At 75.1% G+C, this 24,498-nt stretch carries 21 protein-coding genes; 13 read left to right on the top strand and 8 right to left on the bottom strand.

What is annotated here, in order from left to right; all coding sequences use genetic code 11:
* Positions 1 to 13: 13 nt before the first annotated feature.
* Genes DSZ44_RS10915 through DSZ44_RS10905 form a run of 3 tightly spaced genes read right to left on the bottom strand, consistent with a single transcriptional unit; the run spans position 14 to position 3,029 of the window.
* Positions 14 to 1,174 carry a DUF4350 domain-containing protein gene (locus DSZ44_RS10915; protein WP_181424609.1) on the bottom strand — a complete coding sequence of 387 codons (1,161 nt, stop codon included), beginning with the start codon at positions 1,172 to 1,174 and terminating at the stop codon, positions 14 to 16.
* Positions 1,171 to 1,833 carry a DUF4129 domain-containing protein gene (locus tag DSZ44_RS10910; protein WP_110852664.1) on the bottom strand — a complete coding sequence of 221 codons (663 nt, stop codon included), beginning with the start codon at positions 1,831 to 1,833 and terminating at the stop codon, positions 1,171 to 1,173. Before DSZ44_RS10910 ends, DSZ44_RS10915 begins: the two co-directional genes overlap by 4 nt.
* On the bottom strand, positions 1,830 to 3,029 hold the full coding sequence (locus tag DSZ44_RS10905) for a DUF7847 domain-containing protein (RefSeq protein WP_146237526.1): 1,200 nt from the start codon (positions 3,027 to 3,029) through the stop codon (positions 1,830 to 1,832). Before DSZ44_RS10905 ends, DSZ44_RS10910 begins: the two co-directional genes overlap by 4 nt.
* Positions 3,030 to 3,148: 119 nt before the next feature.
* Here DSZ44_RS10905 and mtrA point away from each other — a divergent pair, with 119 nt between their 5' ends.
* The 9 genes from mtrA (at position 3,149) to DSZ44_RS10860 (ending at position 15,412) form a co-directional block, all read left to right on the top strand.
* Positions 3,149 to 3,832, top strand: a complete 684-nt coding sequence (gene mtrA, locus DSZ44_RS10900; RefSeq protein ID WP_110852662.1) for an MtrAB system response regulator MtrA — start codon at positions 3,149 to 3,151, stop codon at positions 3,830 to 3,832.
* Positions 3,829 to 5,481 carry an MtrAB system histidine kinase MtrB gene (gene mtrB / locus DSZ44_RS10895; protein ID WP_110852661.1) on the top strand — a complete coding sequence of 551 codons (1,653 nt, stop codon included), beginning with the start codon at positions 3,829 to 3,831 and terminating at the stop codon, positions 5,479 to 5,481. Before mtrA ends, mtrB begins: the two co-directional genes overlap by 4 nt.
* A complete protein-coding gene (locus DSZ44_RS10890) occupies positions 5,478 to 7,178 on the top strand; it encodes an LpqB family beta-propeller domain-containing protein (protein ID WP_110852660.1) in 1,701 nt (566 codons plus the stop codon). Before mtrB ends, DSZ44_RS10890 begins: the two co-directional genes overlap by 4 nt.
* A gap of 263 nt (positions 7,179 to 7,441) precedes the next feature.
* Positions 7,442 to 8,221 (top strand): ComF family protein, encoded by a 780-nt coding sequence (locus DSZ44_RS10885; RefSeq protein ID WP_146237525.1) that lies wholly within the window; start codon positions 7,442 to 7,444, stop codon positions 8,219 to 8,221.
* Positions 8,222 to 8,455: 234 nt separating this feature from the next.
* The gene (gene hpf, locus DSZ44_RS10880; RefSeq protein ID WP_110852658.1) at positions 8,456 to 9,091 is read left to right on the top strand and encodes a ribosome hibernation-promoting factor, HPF/YfiA family; all 636 of its coding nucleotides are present in this window, start codon (positions 8,456 to 8,458) and stop codon (positions 9,089 to 9,091) included.
* Between the two features lie 71 nt (positions 9,092 to 9,162).
* On the top strand, positions 9,163 to 10,431 hold the full coding sequence (locus DSZ44_RS10875; protein ID WP_309146712.1) for a winged helix-turn-helix domain-containing protein: 1,269 nt from the start codon (positions 9,163 to 9,165) through the stop codon (positions 10,429 to 10,431).
* A gap of 73 nt (positions 10,432 to 10,504) precedes the next feature.
* Positions 10,505 to 13,447 carry a preprotein translocase subunit SecA gene (gene secA / locus DSZ44_RS10870; RefSeq protein WP_110852657.1) on the top strand — a complete coding sequence of 981 codons (2,943 nt, stop codon included), beginning with the start codon at positions 10,505 to 10,507 and terminating at the stop codon, positions 13,445 to 13,447.
* A gap of 139 nt (positions 13,448 to 13,586) precedes the next feature.
* Positions 13,587 to 14,774 (top strand): LLM class flavin-dependent oxidoreductase, encoded by a 1,188-nt coding sequence (locus tag DSZ44_RS10865; RefSeq protein ID WP_110852656.1) that lies wholly within the window; start codon positions 13,587 to 13,589, stop codon positions 14,772 to 14,774.
* Positions 14,775 to 14,794: 20 nt separating this feature from the next.
* The gene (locus DSZ44_RS10860) at positions 14,795 to 15,412 is read left to right on the top strand and encodes an FMN reductase (protein WP_110852655.1); all 618 of its coding nucleotides are present in this window, start codon (positions 14,795 to 14,797) and stop codon (positions 15,410 to 15,412) included.
* A 4-nt stretch (positions 15,413 to 15,416) separates the two neighbouring features.
* On the opposite strand, the gene DSZ44_RS10855 is transcribed toward DSZ44_RS10860, so the two are convergent.
* Positions 15,417 to 15,914 carry an Rv3235 family protein gene (locus DSZ44_RS10855; protein ID WP_110852654.1) on the bottom strand — a complete coding sequence of 166 codons (498 nt, stop codon included), beginning with the start codon at positions 15,912 to 15,914 and terminating at the stop codon, positions 15,417 to 15,419.
* A complete protein-coding gene (locus DSZ44_RS10850) occupies positions 15,911 to 16,762 on the bottom strand; it encodes a LysM peptidoglycan-binding domain-containing protein (protein ID WP_110852653.1) in 852 nt (283 codons plus the stop codon). The genes DSZ44_RS10855 and DSZ44_RS10850 overlap by 4 nt, the downstream gene beginning before the upstream one ends.
* Before the next feature lie 131 nt (positions 16,763 to 16,893).
* On the opposite strand from DSZ44_RS10850, the gene DSZ44_RS10845 reads away from it, so the two are divergent.
* The gene (locus DSZ44_RS10845) at positions 16,894 to 17,403 is read left to right on the top strand and encodes a DUF2642 domain-containing protein (protein ID WP_110852721.1); all 510 of its coding nucleotides are present in this window, start codon (positions 16,894 to 16,896) and stop codon (positions 17,401 to 17,403) included.
* 9 nt (positions 17,404 to 17,412) lie between these two features.
* On the opposite strand, the gene DSZ44_RS10840 is transcribed toward DSZ44_RS10845, so the two are convergent.
* On the bottom strand, positions 17,413 to 17,634 hold the full coding sequence (locus DSZ44_RS10840) for a helix-turn-helix domain-containing protein (protein ID WP_110852652.1): 222 nt from the start codon (positions 17,632 to 17,634) through the stop codon (positions 17,413 to 17,415).
* A 132-nt stretch (positions 17,635 to 17,766) separates the two neighbouring features.
* Here DSZ44_RS10840 and DSZ44_RS10835 point away from each other — a divergent pair, with 132 nt between their 5' ends.
* The 3 genes from DSZ44_RS10835 to DSZ44_RS10825 are packed head-to-tail and all read left to right on the top strand — an operon-like array spanning position 17,767 to position 20,221.
* The gene (locus DSZ44_RS10835) at positions 17,767 to 18,417 is read left to right on the top strand and encodes a hypothetical protein (RefSeq protein WP_110852651.1); all 651 of its coding nucleotides are present in this window, start codon (positions 17,767 to 17,769) and stop codon (positions 18,415 to 18,417) included.
* Positions 18,414 to 19,703 (top strand): CpaE/TadZ family protein, encoded by a 1,290-nt coding sequence (locus tag DSZ44_RS10830; RefSeq protein ID WP_110852650.1) that lies wholly within the window; start codon positions 18,414 to 18,416, stop codon positions 19,701 to 19,703. Before DSZ44_RS10835 ends, DSZ44_RS10830 begins: the two co-directional genes overlap by 4 nt.
* Before the next feature lie 35 nt (positions 19,704 to 19,738).
* Positions 19,739 to 20,221 (top strand): DUF6912 family protein, encoded by a 483-nt coding sequence (locus tag DSZ44_RS10825; protein WP_110852649.1) that lies wholly within the window; start codon positions 19,739 to 19,741, stop codon positions 20,219 to 20,221.
* Between the two features lie 3 nt (positions 20,222 to 20,224).
* Here the strand turns inward: DSZ44_RS10825 and DSZ44_RS10820 are convergent, their stop codons facing one another.
* Together DSZ44_RS10820 and DSZ44_RS10815 are read right to left on the bottom strand one after the other, a co-directional pair.
* A complete protein-coding gene (locus DSZ44_RS10820) occupies positions 20,225 to 23,224 on the bottom strand; it encodes an AAA family ATPase (RefSeq protein ID WP_110852648.1) in 3,000 nt (999 codons plus the stop codon).
* Entirely contained in the window at positions 23,224 to 24,438 is a 1,215-nt protein-coding gene (locus tag DSZ44_RS10815) for an exonuclease SbcCD subunit D (RefSeq protein WP_110852647.1), read from the bottom strand. Before DSZ44_RS10815 ends, DSZ44_RS10820 begins: the two co-directional genes overlap by 1 nt.
* Positions 24,439 to 24,498 lie beyond the last annotated feature (60 nt).

Genomic DNA, 24,498 nt, shown 5'->3' with positions numbered 1-24,498 from the left:
GGGGGGTGGGTGCTCACGACGGGTGGACCTCGCTTTCCAGGGTGTCGAGCTCGCTGGTGAGTCGGACGAGCTCGGCGTCGGACGTCGGGGGTGGGCCGTACAGGAGTGCGCCGACCGCGGCTTCCTCGCGCCCGGTGGCGCGGGCGACGGCGGCGACGAGGGCCTCGGCGCGGGCCGAGGACGGCACGCCGAGCCGCGCGGCCACCCGGGTCGCGCAGCCGGCGCGCAGCCCGGCGGCGGCGTGGGCGTGGTCGTGGGCGCGGCGGTACAGCCGCCCGCGCCCGAGGGTCGTCTCGGCGGAGCGGACGACGACGGGCATCGGCTCGGTCACCACCCGCCCCAGCCGTCGCCCGCCCCAGAGCACGACGACGGCGGTCAGCACGAGGAGCTGGACACCCAGCACCCGGACGGTGGGCGGGACGAGTGCGGAGGTGCCGCCGGTGCCGGCGCCGTCCTCGCCCACGGTGTCGCCGATGGTCGGCAGGTACCAGACGAGCTCGTCGTTGCCGCCGAGCAGGCGCAGAACGAGGGCGGCGTTGCCCGCGTCGGCGAGGTGCTCGTTGCTCATGAGGGCGGTGTCGGCGAGCACGGCGACGTCGCGGCCGTCCTGCTCCCAGGTGGCGAGTGCGCCGGCACCCTCGGCCGTGGGGAAGCACAGCTCGACGTCGTCGCCCAGGGCCACGACGCCGCCGACGCTGCGGGACAGGCGCCCGGCGGCGGTCGCGTCCGGGTCCTGGCACGCGGCAGCGACCGGCACGTCGCTGCCGACCGGGGAGGGCTCGACCCTGTCGGTCAGCGGCTCGAGGTCGGGCAGGAAGGTGGGCTGCCCCAGGACGAGGTCCGCGCCGGTGTCGCGCACGGCGGCGAGCTGGGCGTCGTCGAGCCGCCCGGTGGTCGTCACGAGCAGGGTGGTGCCAGGCCCGGCGACCCGGACGGCGTCGTCGGTCGTCGAGACGGTGCGGATGCGCACGCCCTGGTCGCGCAGGATCGTCGCGGTGGCCTGCGCCCCGCCCGGCTGCGGGTTGTCCGGCGCGAGCGGGACGGCGGACGTCGACCCGCGGCCGACGACGACCGCGACCACGGCGGCGACGGCGAACAGTCCGGCGACGACGAGGAAGAGCACCGGCCGGCGGCTGCGGGCGGGCGTCTCCTGCGCGGCGACGTCAGCGCTCACCGCACCGCTGCCCACGTCGCGCCCACGGCCACCGGGCTCACCGGCCGGCTGCGGGCGACGGCGGCGGCGAGCTCGCGCAGCCGGGCGTCCTGCGCCTCCCCGGGCGTGACCGAGCCGTAGCAGACGTCGTCGAAGAGGCGCCCGGCCCACGTGAGCCCGTCCGCGCAGTCGGGCAGCTGACGGGCCGCGGCGGTGCTCGCCTCGTGGGCGGTCAGCCCGGGACGGTCGTCGAGGACCGCGCGCTCGTCGAGGGACCGGATGACGGCGCGGAAGCGCATGAGGACGGCCTGGGCCCAGTCGCGGCGCCGGGCCGCGGCGTCCGCAGCGGCCGTGAGGTCCTCGCTCGTCGCATCGGTGTCGTCGAAGACGGCGTGCGAGGTACCGGCCCCGCTGCGACGGCGGGCACGGACCGGGCCGGCGAGGTAGAGGGCGACGGCGAGCAGGACGGCCGCCCCGACGACGACGACCACGGGGACGAGGTTGGGCGGGGCGCTCAGGTCGAGCTCGACCAGCCGCTGCAGCTGCTCGAGGAACCAGGACCAGGCCCGCTCGAGGAGGTTCGGCTCGTCGTCGTACACGCTGCGCGAGAGCTCCTCCTCCGCCCAGCGGCGCGCCTCCTCCGCGTCCGGTTCGACCGGCACGCCCAGCGGGACCCTCATCCGCCCTGCGCCGCGCGGGCGAGCTCGACGTCCAGGCCCTCCTTGCGCATCCGCACGTCGATGTAGAGGAGGGCGAGCACGGCCGCCATGACGGGGATGGACACCGCCGAGCCGACGAGCGACCCGATCGAGGACAGGATGAGCGGCAGCATGACGTCGCCCTGGACGGCGAAGACGCTGCCGAACATCGAGAACGGCACCGACAGGATGCTCACGAGGATCGTCACGAGGACGACGGTGAGGAGCATGATCCCGAAGAGCCGCCAGAAGTTCCCGCGCGTGAGCCGCCAGGAGCGGGCGATGGAGGCGAAGACGCCGGTGCCCTCGAGCATGATCACGCAGGTGGCGAGCATGAGCCGCACGGCGAAGAACGCGACGACGCCCGCGAGGAGCAGGAAGAGGAGGGGCACGAGGATGACGAGCGCGAGCACGCCGTCGCCGGAGATCTCGGCGAGCGCGACCGCGAGGAGGATGACGAGCGCACCCGCCCCGACGACGGCCACCACCCCGGCCAGCCCGAGGAGGAGGGACAGGGCGACGAGGCGCCACAGGCGCCCGCGCGCCCGCTGCCACACCTGGCCGAGGCTGATCTTGCGGCCCAGGACCGACTCGCTGACCGAGAGGATGGCCAGGCCCTCGAGGACGAGGGTGGCGAGGCTGACGGCCGCGGAGCTGAGCAGCACGCCGGCCATGCTGCCGACGCTGAAGAGGGCCTCGAGCTCGAGGGTGCCCGCCTGCGCGGCACGCTCGATCCGGCCCATGGCCGCCGCCGTGAAGCCGAGCTGGACGATGGCCCCGAGGCCGACGACGATGATGGCCAGCCCGAACATCACGAGCGGGTTGCTGCGGATGGCGCGGAAGGCGCCGTCGTAGATCTCTCCGAGGGTGAGCGGGCGCAGCGGGATGATCCCGGGCTGGGCCGCCGCCGGCACGAACCCCGGGCCGTAGTAGCCGCCCTGCCCGGGCGACTGGCCGTACTGGCCGTACTGGCCCTGCGGGGGGAGGGGCTGGCCGTACTGGCCGTAGTCCCCGGGCGGCGGAGCGGGCTGCCCGTACTGGCCGTAGTCCCCGGGCGGCGGAGCGGGCTGCCCGTACTGGCCGTAGTCCCCGGGCGGGGGCTGCTGCCCGTACTGCCCGGGTGAGGGCACCCCGAACGGCTGGGACGCCGGCTGTGGCTGCCCTGGTTCCTGGCTCATCGATCCCTCCGCACTCTCAGCGGTCATCGTGCCACGGACGGGCGTCGGCCCGGGGCGGTGGTGCACGACATGGCCCGGAGCTCACCGGTTTTGCCGCCGTGGGTGCGACGATAGTGGGCATGAACGCTCGAATTCTCGTGGTCGACGACGACACCGCGCTCGCGGAGATGATCGGCATCGTGCTGCAGGGCGAGGGGTACGACACCGTCACGTGCCCCGACGGGTCGCAGGCCCTGGAGATGTTCCGGGCCGAGGAGCCGGACCTCGTGCTCCTCGACCTCATGCTCCCGGGCATCGACGGCATCGAGGTGTGCCGCCTCATCCGCGCGGAGTCCGGCGTCCCGGTCGTCATGCTCACGGCCAAGTCCGACACCATCGACGTCGTCGCAGGCCTCGAGGCGGGGGCGGACGACTACATCCCCAAGCCGTTCAAGCCCAAGGAGCTCGTCGCGCGGGTCAAGACGCGCCTGCGCCGCACGACCGGCCCGCAGACCGAGCGGCTCACCATCGGCGACCTCGCCATCGACGTCGCCGGACACCAGGTCACCCGCAACGGTGAGCCCATCGCGCTCACCCCGCTCGAGTTCGACCTGCTCCTCGCGCTGGCCCGCAAGCCGTGGCAGGTGTTCAGCCGCGAGGTGCTCCTCGAGCAGGTCTGGGGCTACCGGCACGCCGCTGACACCCGGTTGGTCAACGTCCACGTCCAGCGGCTGCGCGCCAAGATCGAGAAGGACCCGGAGAACCCGGAGGTCGTCGTCACCGTCCGCGGTGTCGGGTACCGGGCGGGCAGCTCGCAGCGGTGAGCCTCCAGCCGAGTGGGGAGCCAGGCGCCCGCGGGTGGGCCGGTCGCGTCGTCGACCGCTGGCGCTCCTCGCTGCGGCTGCGGGTCTCCACCACGACGGTGCTCGTCGGCGTCGCCGGACTCATCCTCCTCGGTGCGGTCGTCACCGTGACGATCCGCGACGGACTCTTCGAGGCGCGTCGCGACGAGATCCTCGCCGACGCCACCGCCCGCACGCGCTCGGCGCAGCAGAGCTTCGACGCCGCGATCGCCAACACCAGCACCCAGGTCCAGGAGCTGGCCTACAACCTCGTCGCGGGAAGCCGAGCAGGGGGTGGCGGCGTCGTCGGCAGCATGCTCCTGCGCAGCCCCGACGAGTCCGCCCAGGTGCTCATCAACGACGCCGTGCTCCCCGAGCGACTCCTCGACGGCGCCGTCCTCACCGAGGAGATGCGGGCGGCGGTCGCGGACGGGGGCCAGCACTGGCAGTCGATCTCCCTGCCGCTGAGCACGGGCGGCGGCCCGGGCATCATCGTCGGCTCGGAGGTGACCCTGCCGGTCGCCGGCGTGCACGAGTTCTACGTCGTCTACAGCCTCGACCCGGAGGAGGACACGCTCACGCTCGTCACCCAGGTGCTCAGCGCCGGGGCGGTCGTCCTGCTCATCTTCCTCGGCGCGATGACGTGGTTCATCGCCCAGCGGGTCCTCGGCCCGGTGCGGCAGGCCGCACGGACCGCCGAGCGGCTCGCCGACGGACTCCTCGACGAGCGGCTCGACGTCCGCGGCCACGACGAGCTCGCCACCCTGGGACGCACCTTCAACGAGATGGCCGAGAGCCTGCAGGACCAGATCGAGCGGATGGCCGAGCTCTCGCGCCTCCAGCAGCGCTTCGTCTCCGACGTGTCCCACGAGCTGCGCACGCCGCTGACGACGATCCGGATGGCCAGCGAGGTCCTCCACGCCAGCCGGGAGGACTTCGCCCCGGCCGTGCGCCGGTCCGCCGAGCTGCTCCAGACCCAGCTCGACCGCTTCGAGCAGATGCTCGCCGACCTCCTCGAGATCAGCCGCTTCGACGCCGGGGCCGCCCTGCTCGACGTCGAGGAGCGCGACCTGCAGGACGTCGTCGCCCACGCCGTCGAGCTCGCCGCCCCGCTCGCCGAGCGCAGCGGCTCGCGGATCACCGTGACGGGCCCGGGGCGTCCGTGCACCGCCGACTTCGACGCCCGGCGCGTGGACCGCATCGTGCGCAACCTCCTCGTCAACGCGATCGAGCACGGGGAGGGCCGCCCGATCGACATCGCGGTGGGCGTCAACGAGGTGGCCGTGGCCGTCGTCGTGCGCGACCACGGCGCCGGTATGACCCCCGAGGCCGCCAGCAGGGTCTTCGACCGGTTCTGGCGCGCCGACCCCGCGCGCGCCCGCACCACCGGAGGCACCGGCCTGGGACTGTCGATCTCGATGGAGGACGCGCGTCTCCACGGGGGCACCCTGGAGGCGTGGGGCCGGCCCGAGCTGGGCGCCGCCTTCCGCCTCACCCTGCCGCGGCGGGCCGGCCTCGTCATCTCCTCCTCACCGCTTCCGCTCCACCCCGGTGAGGCACCGGTGCAGCCCGTCGCCGACGACGCCGGACCCACCTCCGTGCCCGACCTCGAGAACCTGGGGGGCCGATGACCGCCGCGCCGACCCGTCGCCGGGTGGCCGCCCGCCTCGCGGCCGCCGTGACGGCCGCCGTCCTCGCCGCCGCCGGGTGCGTGAGCCTGCCCGACTCCGGGCCGGTGACGGCCGCCGACCCCGTCCCGCAGACCGGCAGCTCGGTGGCCCTCCTCGCCTACGGGCCCACGCCGGACGCGACCGCCAACCAGATCGTCCAGGGCTTCCTCCGCGCCGTCGCCGCCGGCGGGGGCGACGAGTTCGCGGTCGCCCGCGAGTACCTCGCCGGGCCGGCCGCCGAGACGTGGAACCCGCGCGCCCAGGTGCGGGTCTACACCACGCGCGACATCGCCTACTCGCAGGCCGAGGACGGTGCCGTCCGGGCCAGCGCCGTCGCGGAGGCCAGCGTCGACGCGCAGGGCCGCTACACCGAGGCCTCGCCGGACTCGGTCATCGAGCTCGACTTCACGCTCGCCCGCACGGCGGCCGGGCAGTGGCGCATCGTCGACCTCGACGACGGGATCCTCGTCTCCCCGGTCGTCTTCGAGGCGCAGTACGACCAGTACCAGCTCTACTTCCTCAGCCCCGACGGTGAGGCGCTCGTCCCCGAGCTGCGGTGGTACCCCGACCGCAGCGCGAGCACGCTCATCGTGCGCCACCTCCTCGACGGCCCCTCGCCGTGGCTCGCCGGTGGCGTCACCACCGCCGTGCCCAGCGGCACCCGGCTGGCGGAGGACACCGTCACGGTGACCGACGGGGTCGCGGTCGTCGATCTCAGCTCCGAGACCCTGGCCGCCGAACCGGCCCAGCGTGCGCTCATGGTCGCCCAGCTCCAGGAGTCGCTGCGCACCGTCCCGGCGGTCCAGTCCGTCGACGTACGGGTGGGGGGCACCCGTCTGCCGGTCGAGGCCGAGCCGCCCCAGCTGCTGCGCAACCCCTACGTCACGGGCTCCCCCGTGGTCGTCGCGGACGGGCAGGTCCAGCGCCTCACCGGCTCCGAGCTCACCCCGATCGCCGCGTCGGGGACCGTCGAGAACCCCCGCTCTCCCGCGCTCCCGTACGACGACACCCCCGGCCGCGCCGTGGTCCTCGACGGCACCGACCGTCTCGTCCGTCTCCCCAGCGAGGACGACGGAGCGGCGCTGCTGCTCACGGGCCGCGACCTCGTCCCCCCGTCCGTCGACCGGCACGGGTGGGTCTGGACGACGCCGCGCGTCGGGGACGGCAGGCTCCGCGCGGTCCAGCCGAACGGCGTCGTCACCGAGGTCGACGCGACCTGGCTCGAGGGTGCTCAGGTGCTCGCCGTGCGGATCTCCCGGGACGGGACCCGGGCCGTCGTCGTCCGGAAGAACGACGACGTCGCGCACGTCGAGGTCGCCGCGGTCCTGCGCGACGCCGACGCCCGGCCGCTCGCGCTGGGCGAACCCGTCCGCGTGGGGGACTCGCTCACCGACGCGATCGCGGCCACGTGGGTGGACGAGCGGACGGTCGGGGTGCTCGGCACGAGCGGCGCGGAGCCCGCCGTGGCCGTCCACCTCGTGACGATCGGCGGACCCACCGACGACCTGCCGCCCGTCGCGGACGCCACCCGGCTGACCGCCGCGACCGGTGACCGGACGATCATCGTCGGCACCGAGGCCGGGGAGCTGTACGAGCGCAACGGCCTGGGCTGGACCCTCGCCGCCAGCGACGTCCGCGACCCCGCCTACCCCGGCTGACCCCACCCCCCTACCGCCGACAGCCCACTTGCCGCCGACAGCCCACTTACCGCCGACAGCTGACCTACCGCCGACAGCTGACTTACCGCCGACAGCTGACTTACCGCCGACAGCCGACTTGCCGCCGACAGCTGACTTACCGCCGACAGCCGAGCCTCCCGATGTCCCGCGGACTGCTCCCCGGCCACCCCTCGTGAGCGGCGTGCGCACGGACGACCTCGGTCCGCAGCGCCTCGAGCAGCCGCGCCAGTGACGCTGGTCCGGTGCCCCGGACCGTGCCCGCTCGCTCGCCCGGTGCCGCGCGGGCACTCGCCGAGGGCCTCGCTCTTGTCCTGCCCGCGGACTGTGCCGGATGCGGCGCCTGGGACGCCGCGGTCTGTCCCGCGTGCCGCGGCCTCGTGTCGCTCACCCCCGTGCGCAGCGACGGGGACGCCCCCATGCTCGGCCTCCCCGGAGACGCCGGCCCGGTGCTGCCGGTGTGGTCGCTGGCCGACTACGCCGGCCCGGTGCGAGGGCTGGTCGTCGCGTGGAAGCGCACCGGCCGGGCGGACATGGCCCGCGTCCTGCTCGACCGTGCCGCTCGCGGTGCCGAGGTGTGGGCGCACGACCCGGAGCTCGCACTGGCGGGCAGCGGGGACGTCCTCGTCGTGCCTGCTCCCTCGGGGCTCCGGCGCCGGCTGCGGGGCGCGCTCGTCGCCGCCGACCTCGCCGACGCCGTCGCGGCGGGGATCGCGGCGTCGGGTGCTCTCGAGCCGGGCCGGGCCGTGCGGTCGACCGACCTCCTGCGCCGGTCCGGCGGCCGGCGCCACCAGTCGGGTCTCGGTGTCCGTGCCAGGGCACGCAACCGCGGTGGTGGCGTGCGGGTGCTGGCGGCACCGGGCCCGGACGACGTCGTCGTCCTCGTCGACGACGTCCTCACGACCGGGTCGACCCTCGCCGCGTGCACACGGGCGCTCGTCACGTCCGGGACCAGGGTGGCCGGAGCCCTCGTCGTGGCGGCGACCCCGCCGCCCGGCAGGACGCCGGCGAGAACCTGCCGGTAGGTGCGCTGCCGATGCCAGCTCCGCTGTCGGCGGAAGGGTGGGACCGGCATCCCAGGTCAGTGGGGCGAACCTCGATTAACGTTTGTGTATGGACGCCCGCTCGCCCCGCCGGCCGCTGCTGCCGGAGGTACGCGAGCTCCGAGGAGAGGAGGTGCCACACAGCTTCCTCACCCGCCACAGCCGGCGGGACGCACCAGGAACCGACTAGGTTTCACTCTCTCTACGGAGGTCACCATGGACATCGCCGTTGTTGCCCGAAACACCGAGGTCGCGGACCGTTTCCGCACGCACCTGGAGGACAAGCTCTCGAAGGTCGAGCAGCTCGCCCCGCGCGCGCACCGCATCGAGGTGGAGATCACCCGGGAGCAGAACCCGCGACTGGCCGACCAGGCCGAGCGCGTGGAGCTCACGGTGATCGACCGGGGCCCGACCGTCCGCGCGGAGGCCGCCGCGGACGACCGGTACGCCGCCCTGGACCTGGCGACGACGAAGCTCATGGAGCGCCTGCGCCGGTCGCGCGACCGCCGCAAGAACCACCACCGACGGGACGCCGCCAAGGTGCCGGCGCCCCTGCCCGACACCCTCCCCGAGGTCGTCGAGGAGGAGGCGCCGAGCGCGCCGACACCGCCCACCGAGCCCGGGGTCGCCGTCGAGGCGCAGCTCGGGGACTCGCCCGTCATCGTGCGCCAGAAGCTGCACGACGCCACCCCGATGACCGTCGACCAGGCCCTCTACGAGATGGAGCTGGTCGGCCACCCGTTCTACCTCTTCATCGACGAGGAGACGAGGCAGCCCTGCGTGGTCTACCACCGCCACGGCTGGACCTACGGGATCATCCGCCTCAACCACGAGGTCCGCGTCCAGGACTGACGAGGACGACGACGGCGGGTCGCGGCCACGTCGCGGCCCGCCGTCGCGCTCGCACCGGTAGCGTCGCCGGCGTGACGCGCACGATGAGCCTGGCCCAGACCCGCCGGGTGGCGATCGCTGCCCAGGGGCTGGACCGGGCCCGACCTGGGGCCGTGACGATGCGCCACCTCACGGGCACCCTCGAGCGCATCGGGCTGCTCCAGATCGACTCCGTCAACGTCCTCGCCCGTGCGCACCTCCTCCCGCTCCTCGCCCGGCTCGGGCCCTACGACACGGCGCTCGTCGACCGCGCCTCCGGCCGTGCGCCGCGGCGGATGGTCGAGGCGTGGGCCCACGAGGCCTCCTACCTGCCCGTGGACACCTACCCGCTCGTCGCCGGCACGCGCCGCCGGTGGGCCGGCGTGGACCCCGCCGTCATCCAGGAGCGCCACCCGGGCCTGCTGCGGCTCGTGCACGACGTCGTCGCCGAGCGGGGGCCGCTCACCGGCCGGGAGGTGGAGGCGTTCGTCGACGCCCGCTACACCGAGCGCGGTGAGGGCTGGGGGTGGCGCTGGAGCGCCGCCAAGACCGCCCTCGAGTGCCTCTTCGGCGGCGGTGACCTCATCGCCGCCCGCCGCAACGCCCAGTTCGAGCGGGTCTACGACCTCACCGAGCGGGTGCTGCCCCCGCACGTTCGCGACCGCCCGGTGCCCGACCCCGAGGACGCCGTCCGCGAGCTCGTCCGCATCTCCGCCCGTGCCCACGGCGTCGGCACGCTGCGCTGCCTCGCCGACTACTTCCGTCTCGGCCAGCGCGTCACCCGCCGGGCGGTCGACGAGCTCGTGGACGCCGGTGAGCTCCTGCCGGTCACCGTCACCGGCTGGGACCGTCCGGCCTGGATGCACGCCGCCGCCCGTGTCCCGCGCCGCACGTCGGCGCGCGCGCTCCTCGCGCCCTTCGACCCGCTCGTCTTCGAGCGCCGCCGCCTGCTCGAGCTCTTCGGCATGCACTACCGCATCGGCATCTACACCCCCGCCCACCTGCGGACCCACGGCTACTACGTCCTGCCCTTCCTCCTCGGGGAGCACCTCGTCGCCCGGGTCGACCTCAAGCACGACCGCGACGGCGGACGCCTCCTCGTGCGCAGCGCCTTCCTCGAGCAGCCCCGGTCCGGTGACACCGCCACCTGGCCCGCTCCCGCCGTCGTCGTCGCGGAGCTGGCCGCGGAGCTGGGGACGATGGCGCGGTGGCTGGGCGCCCACGCCGTCGTCGTCGACGACACCGCGGCCGGCGACCTCGCCCGTCCGCTGGGAGCGGAACTGGACAGGGTTCGGCTGGCGGACGCAGACGCTTACCATTGACGGCAGGCGTGCGCACAGACTGTGCGCCCGACGCCGTCAACGGCGCCGACTGTCGAACCGGGAGTGGAACCGCGTGGCTTCGATCCTCAGCAAGATCTTGCGCATGGGCGAGGGACGGGTGCTCAAGCAGCTCACCGCGATCGCCGACCAGGTCAATGCGCTGGAGGAGAGCGTCAGCGGTCTCACCGACGCCGAGCTGCGCGCCGAGACGGACCAGTTCAAGGAGCGGCTCGCCGCGGGGGAGACCCTCGACGAGCTCCTGCCCGAGGCCTTCGCCACCGTCCGCGAGGCCGCCAGGCGGACCCTCGGCCAGCGGCACTTCGACGTCCAGGTCATGGGTGGCGCCGCCCTCCACCTCGGCAACATCGCCGAGATGAAGACCGGTGAGGGCAAGACCCTCGTCGCCACCCTGCCGGCCTACCTCAACGCGCTCACCGGCAAGGGGGTCCACGTCGTCACCGTCAACGACTACCTCGCCGGCTACCAGGCCGAGCTCATGGGCCGCGTCTACCGGTTCCTCGGGCTCACCACCGGCGTCGTCCTGTCCGGCCAGAAGCCCGACGAGCGCCGCAAGCAGTACGAGGCCGACATCACCTACGGCACGAACAACGAGTTCGGCTTCGACTACCTGCGCGACAACATGGCGTGGTCCACCGCCGAGCTCGTCCAGCGCGGCCACCACTTCGCGATCGTCGACGAGGTCGACTCCATCCTCATCGACGAGGCACGGACCCCGCTCATCATCTCCGGGCCCGCGTCCGGCGACTCCAACAAGTGGTACACCGAGTTCGCGCGGCTGGCGTCGCGCCTCAAGCGCGACGACGACTACGAGGTCGACGAGAAGAAGCGCAACGTCGGTGTGCTCGAGCCGGGCATCGCCAAGGTCGAGGACCACCTCGGCATCGACAACCTCTACGAGTCGCTCAACACCCCGCTCATCGGCTTCCTCAACAACGCCCTCAAGGCGAAGGAGCTGTTCAAGCGGGACAAGGACTACATCGTCACCGACGGTGAGGTCCTCATCGTCGACGAGCACACCGGCCGCGTGCTGGCCGGGCGGCGCTACTCCGAGGGCATGCACCAGGCCATCGAGGCCAAGGAGGGTGTGCAGATCAAGGCGGAGAACCAGACGCTCGCCACGATCACCCTGCAGAACTACTTCCGCCTCTACGACAAGCTCGCCGGCATGACCGGCACCGCCGAGACCGAGGCGGCGGAGTTCTCCAGCACCTACAGCATCGGCGTCGTGCCGATCCCGACGAACCGGTCCATGCAGCGCATCGACCAGGCCGACCTCATCTACAAGAACGCCCAGGTGAAGTACAAGGCGATCGTCGAGGACATCGTCGAGCGCCACGCCAAGGGCCAGCCCGTGCTCGTCGGCACGACGAGCGTGGAGAAGTCCGAGCTCCTCTCCGCGCTGCTCAAGCGCAAGGGCGTCCCGCACGAGGTCCTCAACGCGAAGAACCACGCCCGTGAGGCCGCGATCGTCGCCATGGCGGGCCGCAAGGGCGCCGTCACCGTCGCGACGAACATGGCCGGGCGTGGCACCGACATCATGCTCGGTGGCAACGCCGAGCACATCGCGATCGAGACGTTGCGCCAGCGCGGGCTCGACCCCGAGGAGAGCCCCGAGGAGTACGAGGCCGCCTGGCCCGAGGCCCTCGAGGAGGCACGGCAGTCGGTGGCCGCGGAGCACGAGGAGGTCGTCGAGCTCGGCGGTCTGTACGTGCTCGGCACCGAGCGCCACGAGTCCCGCCGCATCGACAACCAGCTGCGCGGCCGCTCCGGCCGACAGGGCGACCCGGGCGAGTCCCGGTTCTACCTGTCGATGGAGGACGACCTCATGCGGCTGTTCAACTCCGGGCTCGCCATGCGCGTCATGGACGGCTCCGCCTTCCCCGACGACATGCCGCTCGAGGCGAAGATGGTCTCCCGCGGGATCGCCTCCGCGCAGGCGCAGGTCGAGGGCCGCAACTTCGAGATCCGCAAGAACGTCCTCAAGTACGACGACGTCCTGTCCCGCCAGCGCACCGTCGTCTACGAGGAGCGCCGGCGGGTGCTCGAGGGGGAGGACCTCGAGGACCAGGTCCAGAGCTTCCTCGACGACGTCGTCTCCGGTCTCGTGCGCGAGTACACCGCCGCCCCGGACTCCGGCACGTGGGACCTGGAGACCCTCTGGGCCGAGCTCGGCCGCGTCTACCCGGTCTCCATCACCGCCGAGGACGTCATCGAGGAGGCCGGGGGCCAGAACCGGCTCTCCGCCGACATGCTCGTCGAGGAGCTGCGCTCGGACATCCACCTCGCCTTCCAGCGCCGCGAGGAGGAGCTCACCCCCGGCGTCATGCGCCAGCTCGAGCGGCGTGTGGTCCTCTCCGTGCTCGACCGCAAGTGGCGTGAGCACCTCTACGAGATGGACTACCTCAAGGAGGGCATCGGGCTGCGCGCCATGGGGCAGCGTGACCCGCTCGTGGAGTACCAGCGCGAGGGCTACCAGCTCTTCCAGGCGATGAACGAGGCCATCAAGGAGGAGGCGGTCAGCTACCTCTTCAACCTCGAGGTCAAGGTCCAGCAGCCGGAGGACGCGCAGGCCGGCAACGGCCAGGGTGGCGTGACCGCGGAGGCGGCGGCGCAGACCGCAGCCGGCGCGCGGCTGGGGGCCTCCGCGGCGGGGACCGCGGGTGACGGCGAGAGCAAGCCGTCCGGGCGCCGTGCGGGAGCGAGGTCCGTGACCGCCAACCGCGCGGCGGGTGCCGCCGCGGAGGCGGAGGACGCCCCGGCAGCGCCGGCCGCCTTCGGTGGGCCGCAGATCGTCGGGCTCGAGGAGCCGCAGCGGCCGGGTGCGCTCACCTACACCGCCCCGTCCGCCGACGGCGACACCCGCCCGACCGTCCGCACCGACGGTGCCAAGGGCGCGGCCGCCGGGAGCGGTGACGCCGGGGCCGCGCAGGCGGCCGCCGGCGGTGGGAACCGCGAGGCTCGGCGCCGCGCCGCCAAGGCCGCCAAGAAGCGCTGACCCCCACGGACGCCCCGCACTGCCGCGCAGTGCGGGGCGTCCGTGCGTCCCGCCTCAGCGGTGCCGGAATAGAACCGTGCCGGTGCCCGTTGGACCGCACGTACATGCATACGCATCGAACTTGAGGGGCTGGCACGACATGCAGTTCGGAATCTTCACCGTCAGTGACGTCACCACCGACCCGACGACGGGGCGCACGCCGGACGACACGGAGCGGGTGCGTGCCATCCTCACCATCGCCGAGCACGCGGACCAGGCGGGGCTGGACGTCTTCGCCACGGGCGAGCACCACAACCCGCCCTTCGTCGCGTCCTCGCCGACGACGATGCTCGGCTACCTGGCGGGGCGGACGACGAACATCACGCTGTCCACGGCCACGACGCTCATCACGACGAACGACCCGGTGAAGATCGCCGAGGACTACGCGATGCTCCAGGTCATCAGCGAGGGTCGCATGGACCTCATGATGGGCCGCGGCAACACCGGGCCGGTCTACCCGTGGTTCGGCAAGGACATCCGCCAGGGCGTCAACCTCGCGGTGGAGAACTACGCGCTGCTGCGTCGCCTGTGGGAGGAGGAGGTGGTGGACTGGCAGGGCACGTTCCGCACGCCCCTGCAGGGGTTCACCGCCACCCCGCGGCCGCTGGACGGCGTGCCGCCCTTCGTGTGGCACGGCTCGATCCGCACCCCCGAGATCGCCGAGCAGGCCGCGTACTACGGTGACGGCTTCCTCCACAACAACATCTTCTGGCCCGTCGACCACACCGAGCGGATGGTGCAGTACTACCGCCGGCGCTACGAGCACTACGGCCACGGCCGCGCCGACCAGGCGATCGTCGGGCTCGGCGGCCAGTTCTTCGCCCGCAAGAACTCCCAGGACGCGTGGAACGAGTTCCGCCCGTACTTCGACAACGCCCCCGTGTACGGCCACGGCCCGTCGATGGAGGACTTCACCCGCGAGACCCCGTTGACCGTCGGTTCGCCGCAGCAGGTCATCGACCGCTACGCGACCATGCGCGAGCACGTCGGGGACTACCAGCGCCAGCTCTTCCTCATCGACCACGCCGGCCTGCCGCTCAAGACCGTCCTCGAGCAGATCGACATCCTCGCCGAGGACATCGTCCCCGCCCTGCGGGAGATCAACGACTCCCAGCGCCCCGCGCACGTCCCCTCGAACCCGCCCAGCCACGCCGAGCGCGTCGCCCGGGCACGGGCCGAGGGCAAGGCCGGCGACGCGCACGTCGTCGGCGAGGACCGCTGGACCGGCCGCCGCGCCGAGGACGAGGCCGCCGCCACCGCCACGCGCGGTGCCGCCTTCGGCCTGTGACCCACGAGGAGAGAACAGACATGACCACCCGCACCATCGCCGTCGTCTCCGGCGGCCTCAGCCAGCCCTCCTCCACCCGGATGCTCGCCGACCGGCTCGCCCGGGCGGCCACCGCCGTGCTCGCCGAGCGCGGCGTGGCGGCCGAGGTCGTGACGATCGAGCTGCGCGACCTCGCCCACGGCATCACCGACGCCCTGCTCACCGGGTTCCCCACCGGGGAGCTGCGCAGCGCGCTGGAGACCGTCACCGGCGCGGACGGGGTCATCGCCGTCACCCCGGTGTTCATGACGAGCTACTCCGGGCTGTTCAAGTCCTTCGTCGACATCATCGACAAGGACGCCCTGCGCGAGGTGCCGGTCCTCATCGGCGCCACCGGCGGCACGCCGCGGCACTCCCTGGCGACCGAGTACGCCATGCGCCCGCTCTTCGCCTACCTCCACGCCGACGTCGTCGGCACGGCCGTCTTCGCGGCCACCGAGGACTGGGCCGGGCAGGGCGACGACGTCAACCCGCTGCCGGCGCGCATCGAGCGGGCCGGCCGGGAGCTCGCCGAGAAGGTGGCCACCCGCCCGGCGCGCGCCGCCGCGACCGACGAGTTCGACGCCGTCCCCGACTTCGCCGACCTCCTCGGGCGGTAGCCGCTCACCCGATCTCCAGCGCGGTGGCCCGCCACCGGCCGCGGTGGCACTCCACCCGGACGGCCGCCGCGCGGATCCGGACGCCGTCGTGGACGACGACGGCGGCCTCGTGGACCCCGGGCCGCACCTCGGTGCAGCGCACCCGGCGCACCCCCGCGCACAGCGCGGGGTCCGGGCGCCCGAGGATCCGCACGGCCAGCCCGGCCCGCCGGGCGAGCGACTCGTAGAGCTCGGCGCTGAGCCAGCGGGCGAGCTGGGCGGTGGGCCGGCTGCCCGTCAGCACCTCCACGGCGGCGCGCACGAGCGTACCCGCCCACGGGCCGACGGGTGGCAGCCCGCCGAGCTCGGCTCCCGCCGGTGGCGGGTCGGCTGCCTCGGCGGGGGTCTGCGCGCTGAAGCGCACGCGGTCCCAGGAGCGGGCCTCTTCCAGCCCGGGCCCGGACGGGCTGGGCGGTGCTGAGGTGGACGCCGGTGAGGCGAGTGGTGGGGCGAGCGTCGTCATCGCTGCTCCTCGATGTCGGGGGCCAGCAGGGACTGGCCCGGGTGGATGAGGTGGGGGTTCGCACCGATGACGGCGCGGTTCGTCGTGTGCCACCGCGGCCACTCGGCCGCGACCTCGGCGTCGGAGGCGCCCTCGCCCAGGTGCGCCCGGGCGATCGACCACAGCGAGTCCCCGGGCCGGACGACGTACGCCTCGGTGCCGGCGACCGCCGCGCTCGGGACGGCGCCGCGCGGGCGGTCCGCGGCCCGGGCGCCGCTGTCGGCGACGGCCTCGACCGTGGGGCCGGTCGTCCCCCGGGGTGCCGGTGGCTCGGGCGTGCTCGGTGGGTCCGACGGCTCCCGGGGAGGTGGGGTGTCGGCCGCCGACGGCTCGGCGGCCTCCGGCTCCTCCGCCGTCCCCTCCGCAGTGGATGCCTCCGCAGGAGGCGCCTCCCCGGACGGCGCCAGGCCAGGGCCGGACAGGGCCCCGACCCCCGGCCGCAGGTCGTGGGGGACGCCGTCGTCCGTCGTGGGGCCCGCGCTCGCGGGGACGGCGGCCAGTGCGAGACCCGCACCGACGCCGAGCACGGCCGCGCGGCGCAGCACCGGCGCACCCGCCAGCCCGACGGCGGCGCGCAGGCCACGCGCGAGCCGCGGGGCGCGGCGGCCCAGCTCGGCCAGCCGGGCGAGGAGGAGGGCGGTGGCCGTCAGGGCGTACCAGGCGGCGACGAACGTGCCGCCCGCCGCGGCGCCGAGTGCGACGGCGTCGTCCACGCGCACGACCCCGCGCGTCGCGAGCTCGGCCGACCACGTGCCCAGCAGGGCGGTGGCGACCAGGGCGAGCGCGGCGAGGACGGCGGTGCGGAGCATCGTGGCCTCCGTGTGGTAGCGGACGGTGACGTTTGATGTCGTTTGATGTGGCTTGAGTCACATGTGTACGCCTGCGCGGGACGGCTGTCCAGGGGGAGCGGGCGGCTGTGGACGGGCACTACCGTGGGCCGATGCGGTGGGAAGCCCTCTTCGACGACCTCGAGCGTCAGTTCCTCCAGGCGGCGCGGCTGGCCGAGGACGAGGAGGTCGCGGACCTCACCGAGGCCGAGCAGGCGCAGGTCTCGCTCGCGGACCGCCTGCGCGCCCGCGTGGGGCGCGAGGTGGTGCTGCGCCTGCGCGACGGCAGCGACGTGCGCGGCACCGTCCTGGACGCCGCCGTCCAGTGGCTCCTCGTCGCCGACGCCGGCCGCCGCGTCCTCGTGCCGACGTCCGCCGTGGCGGCCGCCCGTTCCCTGGGGGCGGCGGCGCCCGAGGCACCCGTGGTCGAGCGGCGCCTGCGGCTGACCCACGTGCTGCGGGCCGTGGCCCGGGAGCAGAGCGAGGTCGTCGTCCGCACGACAGCCGGTGACTACCGGGGCCGGATCACGCGCGTCGCGGCCGACCACGTCGACGTCGAGGCCGAGCCGGGCACCGTCGTCGCGGTCGCACTCGCCCACGTGCTGGCCGTGCAGACGGCCTGAGCGGGCGGCTCAGCCGCCCAGGTCCTCCCCGCGGGCGACGGAGGACCGGGTGCGCTCGTACTGCCGCTGGATGTACTCCTCGAGCACCACGGACTCCACGCGCCACACGCCGCGGCCGCCCACCTGGATCGCGGGCAGGTCACCCGAGCGCACGAGGGAGCGCGCCTGCGCCACGGAGACCGACAGCTCCTCCGCGACGTCCGCGAGGGTGAGGAAGCGCGCCATGGGCACAGTCTCTCACCGGGGCGGGAGCTGGTGGAGCACCCTGTGCACAGGCGGGTCGGGAGAGAACGCTGTGGAGAACGCCTCCACGCCGGGCCGGGAGCGGGCACGATGGGCCCAGGCGCGCGGAGGGGGAGTGCGATGAGCGACGACGACGGAGCGCAGCGGCTGAGACGTCCCAGCTGGCGTGATCCGCGCCTGGGCGTGGGCGTGCTCCTCGTGGCCGCCTCGGTGGCACTGGGCAGCTGGGCGGTGGCCCGGGCCGACCGCACGACCGACGTCCTCCTCGCCGTCGAGGCGCTGACACCCGGCGACCGGCTCGCCGACGCGGAGCTGCGCCCGCACGCCGTGCGGCCCGACGGTCTCGCCGGGGCCTACGTCGCCGCCGCGGAGGACCTGCCGGACGACGCCGTCGTCACCCGCGTGGTCGGCGCCGGGGAGCTCGTCCCGGCCGCCGCCGTGGGCCGCTCGGCGGAGGTGGAGCTGCGCCCCGTCGTCGTCGGCCTGCCGGGGGCCGCGCCCAGCGGTGTCGTCAAGGGCGCGGCCGTCGACCTGTGGGTGACACCGCCCGCCGCCACCGGCCCGCAGGAGGAGGGCGAGCCGGAACCGCCGCGGCTGCTCGCCGAGGCACTCCTCGTCTCGGACCTCCTCGAGGCCGACTCGCTCTTCGTGGGCGCGGGCGGCTCGGCCGTCCAGGTGCTGGTCCCGCAGGCGGAGCTGCCCGGCGTCCTCGGGGCACAGAGCGGGGAGGGGCAGATCGTCGTGGTCCCGGTGCCCGGTGGCGGCCCGTGACGACCGGCGTGCTCCTCGCCCTCACCGGCCCGGAGGAGGCCGAGCTCGTCTCCCTCCTCGACGCTCCCGGCACCGGCCTGCAGGTCGTGCGCCGCTGCGCCGACGTGCCCGAGGTCGTCGCCGCCGGCCTCGCGGGCCTCGGCTCCCTCGCCGTCGTGTCCGCCGCGCTGCCCGGGCTGGACCGGCCGGTGCTGCGCCAGCTCGCGGGCACCGGGGTGCGGACCGTCCTCGTCGCCGCCGAGGAGGACGCCGAGCGCTGCCGCGCCCTGGGGGCGACGGAGGTGACGTGGGAGGGTGCGGGCGCGGCGGAGTGGTTGCGTGTGGTCGCCGAGCTGGCCGGCAGCGAGCCGGCGGAGGTCCCCGCACCGGTCCTCCCCGCCCCGGTCGAGGAGGGTGCCGGCGAGCCCGCCGGGCGCCTCGCCGTCGTGTGGGGCCCACGCGGGTCGCCGGGGCGCACCACCGTGGCCGTCAACCTCGCCCAGGAGCTGAGCGAGCGCGCTGAGGTGCTGCTCGTGGACGCCGACACCGAGGCGCCGAGCGTCACCCAGGTCCTCGGCGTGCTGGACGAGACCGCCGGCATCGCCGCCGCCGCCCGCCTCGCGGGCGACGGACGGCTCGACGGCGCAGCTCTGCGCTCCCTCACCCGGCGGCTGGACCGCGGGCCGCGACTGCTCACCGGCCTCACGCGCGCCGACCGGTGGCGCGAGCTGCCCGCCGCCTCGCTCGACGTCGTGTGGGAGCGCGCCCGGGAGCTGGCGGGGTGGACGGTCGTGGACGTCGGGGCGGGCATCGACGACCCGGTCGGCGGCCTGAGCGCCGGGATCGCCCCGCGCCGCCACCAGGCCACGCTGTCGGCGCTCGGGGCGGCGGACGTCGTCGTCGTGGTCGGTGCCGGTGAGCCGGTAGGGATGCACCGTCTGGTCATGGCACTGCAGGAGCTGGCCGAGTCGAGTGCCGCCGCGCTGCACGCCCAGCGGCTGGTCGTCGTCAACCGGGTCCGGGGCTCGGCGACGGGGGCGAGCCCGGAGCAGGCCGTCGTCGAGTCCCTCGCGCGCTTCGCCGGGGTGAGCGCGCCGGTGCTCGTGCCCGACGACCGGCCCGCTCTCGACCGCGCCGTGCTGCGTGGTGCCACGCTCGCCGAGGTCGCCCCGGGCAGCAGGGCGCGCACGTCCCTGCGGGAGCTGGCCGACCGCGTGGCCGGCCCGGCGGCGGACTCCCGCACCCGGCGCCGGCGGCGCAGGGAGACGGGCCGGGTCCTCCGGGCCGGCCGCACCGGCGCGGGGTGACGACCTTTCGTACGTCCGTGCGGGAGAATGTCGGTATGCGGATCTACCTGCCCGCCACGAGCGCGGACCTCAGCCGACCGGCCGGTGTGCCGCCGCGCTGGGCGCACGCGGTGACCGCCGAGCTGCGGCGGGCGCTGCCGGACGAGGACGACGAGGGCCTGGAGGCGAGCGCGATGCTCGCCGCCGCCGACGAGAGCATCGTGCACCTGCGGGCCGCGTCCTCCGCGGTGCCCCGGCGGGTCGTCGTCGCCGCGGACGTGGCGGACCCCGCCGTCGTCGTGCCGCAGCGGGCGCGCCCGTGGCGGGAGGGTGACGACCAGCTGCCGAGCGCCGTCGAGGTGCGGGCCATCGTGTCGTGGGCGGACGTCGTGAGCATCCACGTGGACGAGCCGGTGGCGGAGGCGGACGTCGCCGCCGCGCTCGCGGACGACGCCGCCGTCGACCGTGCGGCCGAGCACGAGCTCCTGTGGCACGACATCGTCGAGCGCGAGGTGCTCGCCCGCGAGCTGCGCGGCTGACCCCTAGGCCCGCACGGTGAGGGTCGAGGCGCCCGAGGGCAGGTGGGAGACCTCGATGCGGTCGGCGATGCGCTCCTTGAGCTCGCTGACGTGGCTGACGATGCCGACAGCGCGGCCCCCGGCCTGGAGGCGGCTGAGCTCGCCGAGCACGCCGTCGAGCGTGTGCGGGTCGAGGGAGCCGAAGCCCTCGTCGATGAAGAGGGTGTCGAGGGAGATCCCGCCTGCCTCGCTCGTGACGACGTCGGCGAGGCCCAGGGCCAGGCACAGGGAGACGTAGAAGGTCTCCCCGCCGGAGAGGGTGTGCGGGTCGCGGGTGGTCTCGGTGACGTGGTCCTGCACCGCCAGACCGAGGCCGGCCTTGCGGGAGCGGCCCTCGCGCTCGTCGATCCGCGTGAGGGAGTAGCGGCCGTCGGACATGACGGCGAGGCGGTCGTTCGCGGCGGCGACGACGTCCTCGAAGCGGCGCAGCAGCACGAAGGTCGACAGGGTGGTCGCCCGTGCGTTGCCCTCCCCGGCCGCGGCGAGCTCCCCCATCCGCAGGACCGGTGCGGCACGCTCGGTGACGGCGCGGTGCCGGTCGAGCACGTCGCTGAGGGACCCGTGGCAGCGGCGCAGGCGGCTGAGGGAGTCCGCGGCCCGGCCCGCGGACTCCGTCGCGGTGATGAGCGCGGCGTGCCGCTCGGCGTGGGCGGCCTGCGCCTCCTCGACCCGGGGGGCCTCCTCGCCGGTGAGCGTGGCGATCGGGGCCTCGGCCAGGCACTCCCGCACACGGGCCGTGGCGGCTCCGTGCTCGGTGACCTCCCGCTCCAGCGCGGCCATCCGGGCGGCCGACAGCTGGGCGGCGGCGGCCTCCGCGGCGTCGGCGAAACCGGACTCGGTGAGGGCGGCCGCCAGGGCGGCGGCGGACTCGTCCTGGCGGCGGCGGGCCGCGTGGTGCGCGTCCCGGGCGTCGACCACCAGTCGCGCCGCGCCGAGCCGGCTCTCGATCCGCCGCACACGTGCGGCGACCGTGCCGGCCTCGGCGGCGCCGCGGCTGCACCGCTCACGGTCGGTGGCGATGGCGGCGCGCCGGCCGCGCAGCTCCTCGCCGGCAGCGGCGAGCGAGCTCTCCTCGCGGCTCACGGCCTCGCGCAGGCCGGCGGTCTCCTCGTCGAAGACGGCGAGCTCCTGCTCGCGCAGCGCGGCCAGCCGCACGGCCTCCCGCGCGTCCTCGAGCTCCTCCTGCGCGGCCGTGAGGGACTCCTCGGCGTCCGCGAGAGCGGCACCGCCCGATGCCTCCTGCGCGGCACGCAGCCGCGCCTCGGCCTGCGCGCGGGTCTCCCGGGCGGCGCCGAGCGCGTCCTCCGCCCGCGCGCGCCGTGCCCCGGCGGCGTCGACGTCCTCCGTGGTGGCGTGCTCGGGTGAGCGGGGGGCCGGGGCGGGGTGCTCGGTGCCACCGCACACGGTGCACGGCTCTCCGGGCTCGAGCTCGGCGGCGAGGCTGCCGGCCATCCCGGCGATCCACCGGGCGCGGACGGTCTGCTCCTCCTGCGCGGCGGCGGCGGCTCTCGTGGCCGCCGCGGTGACGGCGTCCTCCGCCGTCACGAGCTCGGTGAGGTGCTGCTCGACGCGCCGGGCGGCCTCGCGCACCGTGCGGCACGTCGCGACGCCGGCCTCGGCGGCGGGCACGCTCATCGCCTCCCGCTGGATCCGGGTCAGCGCCTCGGACAGCCGTTCCCGCTGCCCGGGCCGTGCGGCGAGCGCGGTACGGCGCTCCGCCAGGGCGGTGCGGCGCTCGGTCAGCGCGGCCTCGTCAGCCTCGGCGGCCGCCTCACGGGCCGCCAGCCCGGCCTCGAGCTCGAGCAGCTCGACGAGCCCGCCCCGCTCGCCGGTGAGCCGGGTGACGAGCTCACGGAGGGCCTCGAGCGCGAGCTCGGTGAGGTCGGCGTCGGGTCCGTCGGCGGAGGCGGTGCACACCTGCGCCAGCCGTTCCTCCGTCTGCTCGACGGCGGCCCGGGCCGCGGCCTCCGCGCGCAGTGCCCCGGCGGCCACCGCGGCCCGGCGCCCGGCCGCGAGCTCCGCGCCGCGGGCGGCCACGGCCACGGACCGCTGGGCGAGCAGCTCCTGCTCGGCGAGCAGCTCGCGGCGCCGGCGCACCCGCTGCGCGAGGTCCCGCTCGGCGTCGAGGACCTGCTGGGCCGCGCGCTCCGCCGCCCGGGCCTCCTCCCGCTGCTGCTGTGCGGCCTCGTGCTCGCCCTCGGCGCGCGCGACGACGGCGGACGCCACCTCGGTCAGCGCCGCGGGGTCGAGCTCGGCTGCCGCATGCTCGAGGGCGGCGACGGCCTCGTCCTCCGCGGGCAGCAGGGAGCCGAGGTTGCCGACGCACCCGGTCACGTCCCGGCGAACCGACTCCAGCTCGCCCCTCGCCTGGCGTGCCATCGCGACGAGCTGGTCCTGCACCCGCTGGTAGACCTCGGTGCCGAAGACGTCCTGGAGGACGGCGGCGCGCTCGTCGGGCTTGGCGCGCAGGAAGGTGGAGAAGCGGCCCTGCGGCAGGACGACGGTCTGGCTGAACTGGTCACGGTCCAGCCGCACGATCCGGCGGACCTCGGTGCCGACCTCCTGCGTGGTGGTCGCGAGCGGCTCGCCGGACGGGTCCGAGACGGACTCCAGGCGCCACAGCCTGGCGGTGGCGTTCTGCCGGGTGGTGCCCTCCCCCCGGCGCTTGGGGCGCTGGAAGGCCGGGGTGCGCCGGACCCGGTAGATGCCTGCCCCGGTGGAGAAGACGACCTCGATGACGGGCTCGGCACCGGGCGCGTGGGCCGAGGGGAGGCGGTCGTCGCGGGCGGGGCTGCCCAGGGTGCCGTACAGGCCGAAGGTGATCGCGTCGATGAGGGTGGACTTGCCCGAGCCGGTGGGGCCCTCGAGGAGGAAGAGCCCGCCGGCGGAGAGCTGGTCGAGGTCGACCTCGTGGTGCCCGGCGAAGGGCCCGACGGCCTCCAGGCTGAGGTGGTGGATCCGCATCAGGCACTCCTCTCCGCGGCGAGCGCGGCCTCGTAGGCGGCGCGCAGCACGGCGGTCTCGGCCGTGGTGGGAGCCTCGCCGGTGACCTCGTGGACGAACTCGGCCGCCACCTCCAGCGGGTCCCGCGCGGTGGTGACGGCCCGGACCGGGCCGCCCGTCAGGGGCACGGCGGGCCGGTGCTGGACGACGAGCGCGTGCGGGAAGCGCGCCCGGACCCGGGCGTACAGGTCCCGGGGCCGCGCGGTGTCGGTGACCGCGACCCGCACCCAGTCCTGGGCCTGGGAGTCGAAGGCGGGGGAGAGCAGCTCGTCGAGGCTGCCGGAGGCCTCCGACAGGCGCCGTGGGCGGGGGGTGGGCACGAGCTCGACGTTCCCTACGCCGTCGGCGGCGAGCTCGAGGAGCACGCTCGACTTCGTGTGGTGCCTCTCGGAGAAGGAGTAGGCCAGCGGGGAGCCGGAGTACCGCGCGAGCGGGCCTCCCGCCCCGTCGGCACGCTCGGGCCCGACACGCTGCGGGCCGTGGAGGTGGCCCAGGGCGAGGTAGTCCGGCGCGAGGTCCCCACCCGTGAGGACGTCGAGCGGGACGGCGTCGACGCCACCGACGCGGATGTCCCGCTCGGACTCCGAGGCACGTCCGCCGACGACGAAGGCGTGCGCCATGACGACGGCGGGCACGCGCGCCCCCGCGGCACGCCGGGCGGCGAGGTCGACGCGCACCCGGCGCATGGCGGCGGCCGCCACCGCCTCGTGCGAGCGGGCGGGGACGACCGGGGCGCCGTCGTCGTCCTCGGCGAGGCGGTGGCGGGTGGTGTCCGGGTCGAGGTAGGGCAGGGCGTAGACGAGCGCGGAGGACTCGCCGTCCGCGGCGGGGAGCTCGAGGGGGCGGGCGAGGTCCTCCACCCGCGCCCGCACCGCCAGCCGCTCGCGGAAGAGCGGGGCGGCGAAGCCGAGGCGCGTGGCGGAGTCGTGGTTGCCCGGGGTGAGCACGACGCGGGTGAGCTCGGTGAGCCGCAGCAGGGCCTGGGTGAGGAGGTCGACGACGGCGACGGGCGGGATGGCGCGGTCGTACACGTCACCGGCGACGAGGACGGCGTCGACGCGCTCCTGGCGGACCACCTCGACGAGGTGGTCGAGGAAGGCGGCCTGGTGCTCGACGAGGTCGACCCCGTGCAGGGTGCGCCCCAGGTGCCAGTCCGAGGTGTGCAGGATGCGCATGGGTCGACGGTAACCGCGGCCACCGACATCGCCGGGGAGCCCCGCGGGAGGGCACTCGTC

The organism is Georgenia satyanarayanai (genome assembly GCF_900116375.1).
Lineage (GTDB): Bacteria > Actinomycetota > Actinomycetes > Actinomycetales > Actinomycetaceae > Oceanitalea > Oceanitalea nanhaiensis.
The sequence above is the reverse complement of the archived record's forward strand: the minus strand, read 5'-3'. Positions and strand labels throughout refer to the sequence as shown.

Excerpts from the sequence above, each read along its gene's own strand:
- DSZ44_RS10910 (WP_110852664.1), bottom strand. The coding sequence starts at position 1,833 with ATGAGGGTCCCGCTGGGCGTGCCGGTCGAACCGGACGCGGAGGAGGCG.
- DSZ44_RS10905 (WP_146237526.1), bottom strand. The coding sequence starts at position 3,029 with ATGAGCCAGGAACCAGGGCAGCCACAGCCGGCGTCCCAGCCGTTCGGG.
- mtrA (WP_110852662.1), top strand. The coding sequence starts at position 3,149 with ATGAACGCTCGAATTCTCGTGGTCGACGACGACACCGCGCTCGCGGAG.
- DSZ44_RS10890 (WP_110852660.1), top strand. The coding sequence starts at position 5,478 with ATGACCGCCGCGCCGACCCGTCGCCGGGTGGCCGCCCGCCTCGCGGCC.
- hpf (WP_110852658.1), top strand. The coding sequence starts at position 8,456 with ATGGACATCGCCGTTGTTGCCCGAAACACCGAGGTCGCGGACCGTTTC.
- DSZ44_RS10865 (WP_110852656.1), top strand. The coding sequence starts at position 13,587 with ATGCAGTTCGGAATCTTCACCGTCAGTGACGTCACCACCGACCCGACG.
- DSZ44_RS10860 (WP_110852655.1), top strand. The coding sequence starts at position 14,795 with ATGACCACCCGCACCATCGCCGTCGTCTCCGGCGGCCTCAGCCAGCCC.
- DSZ44_RS10855 (WP_110852654.1), bottom strand. The coding sequence starts at position 15,914 with ATGACGACGCTCGCCCCACCACTCGCCTCACCGGCGTCCACCTCAGCA.
- DSZ44_RS10850 (WP_110852653.1), bottom strand. The coding sequence starts at position 16,762 with ATGCTCCGCACCGCCGTCCTCGCCGCGCTCGCCCTGGTCGCCACCGCC.
- DSZ44_RS10845 (WP_110852721.1), top strand. The coding sequence starts at position 16,894 with ATGCGGTGGGAAGCCCTCTTCGACGACCTCGAGCGTCAGTTCCTCCAG.
- DSZ44_RS10835 (WP_110852651.1), top strand. The coding sequence starts at position 17,767 with ATGAGCGACGACGACGGAGCGCAGCGGCTGAGACGTCCCAGCTGGCGT.
- DSZ44_RS10825 (WP_110852649.1), top strand. The coding sequence starts at position 19,739 with ATGCGGATCTACCTGCCCGCCACGAGCGCGGACCTCAGCCGACCGGCC.
- DSZ44_RS10820 (WP_110852648.1), bottom strand. The coding sequence starts at position 23,224 with ATGCGGATCCACCACCTCAGCCTGGAGGCCGTCGGGCCCTTCGCCGGG.
- DSZ44_RS10815 (WP_110852647.1), bottom strand. The coding sequence starts at position 24,438 with ATGCGCATCCTGCACACCTCGGACTGGCACCTGGGGCGCACCCTGCAC.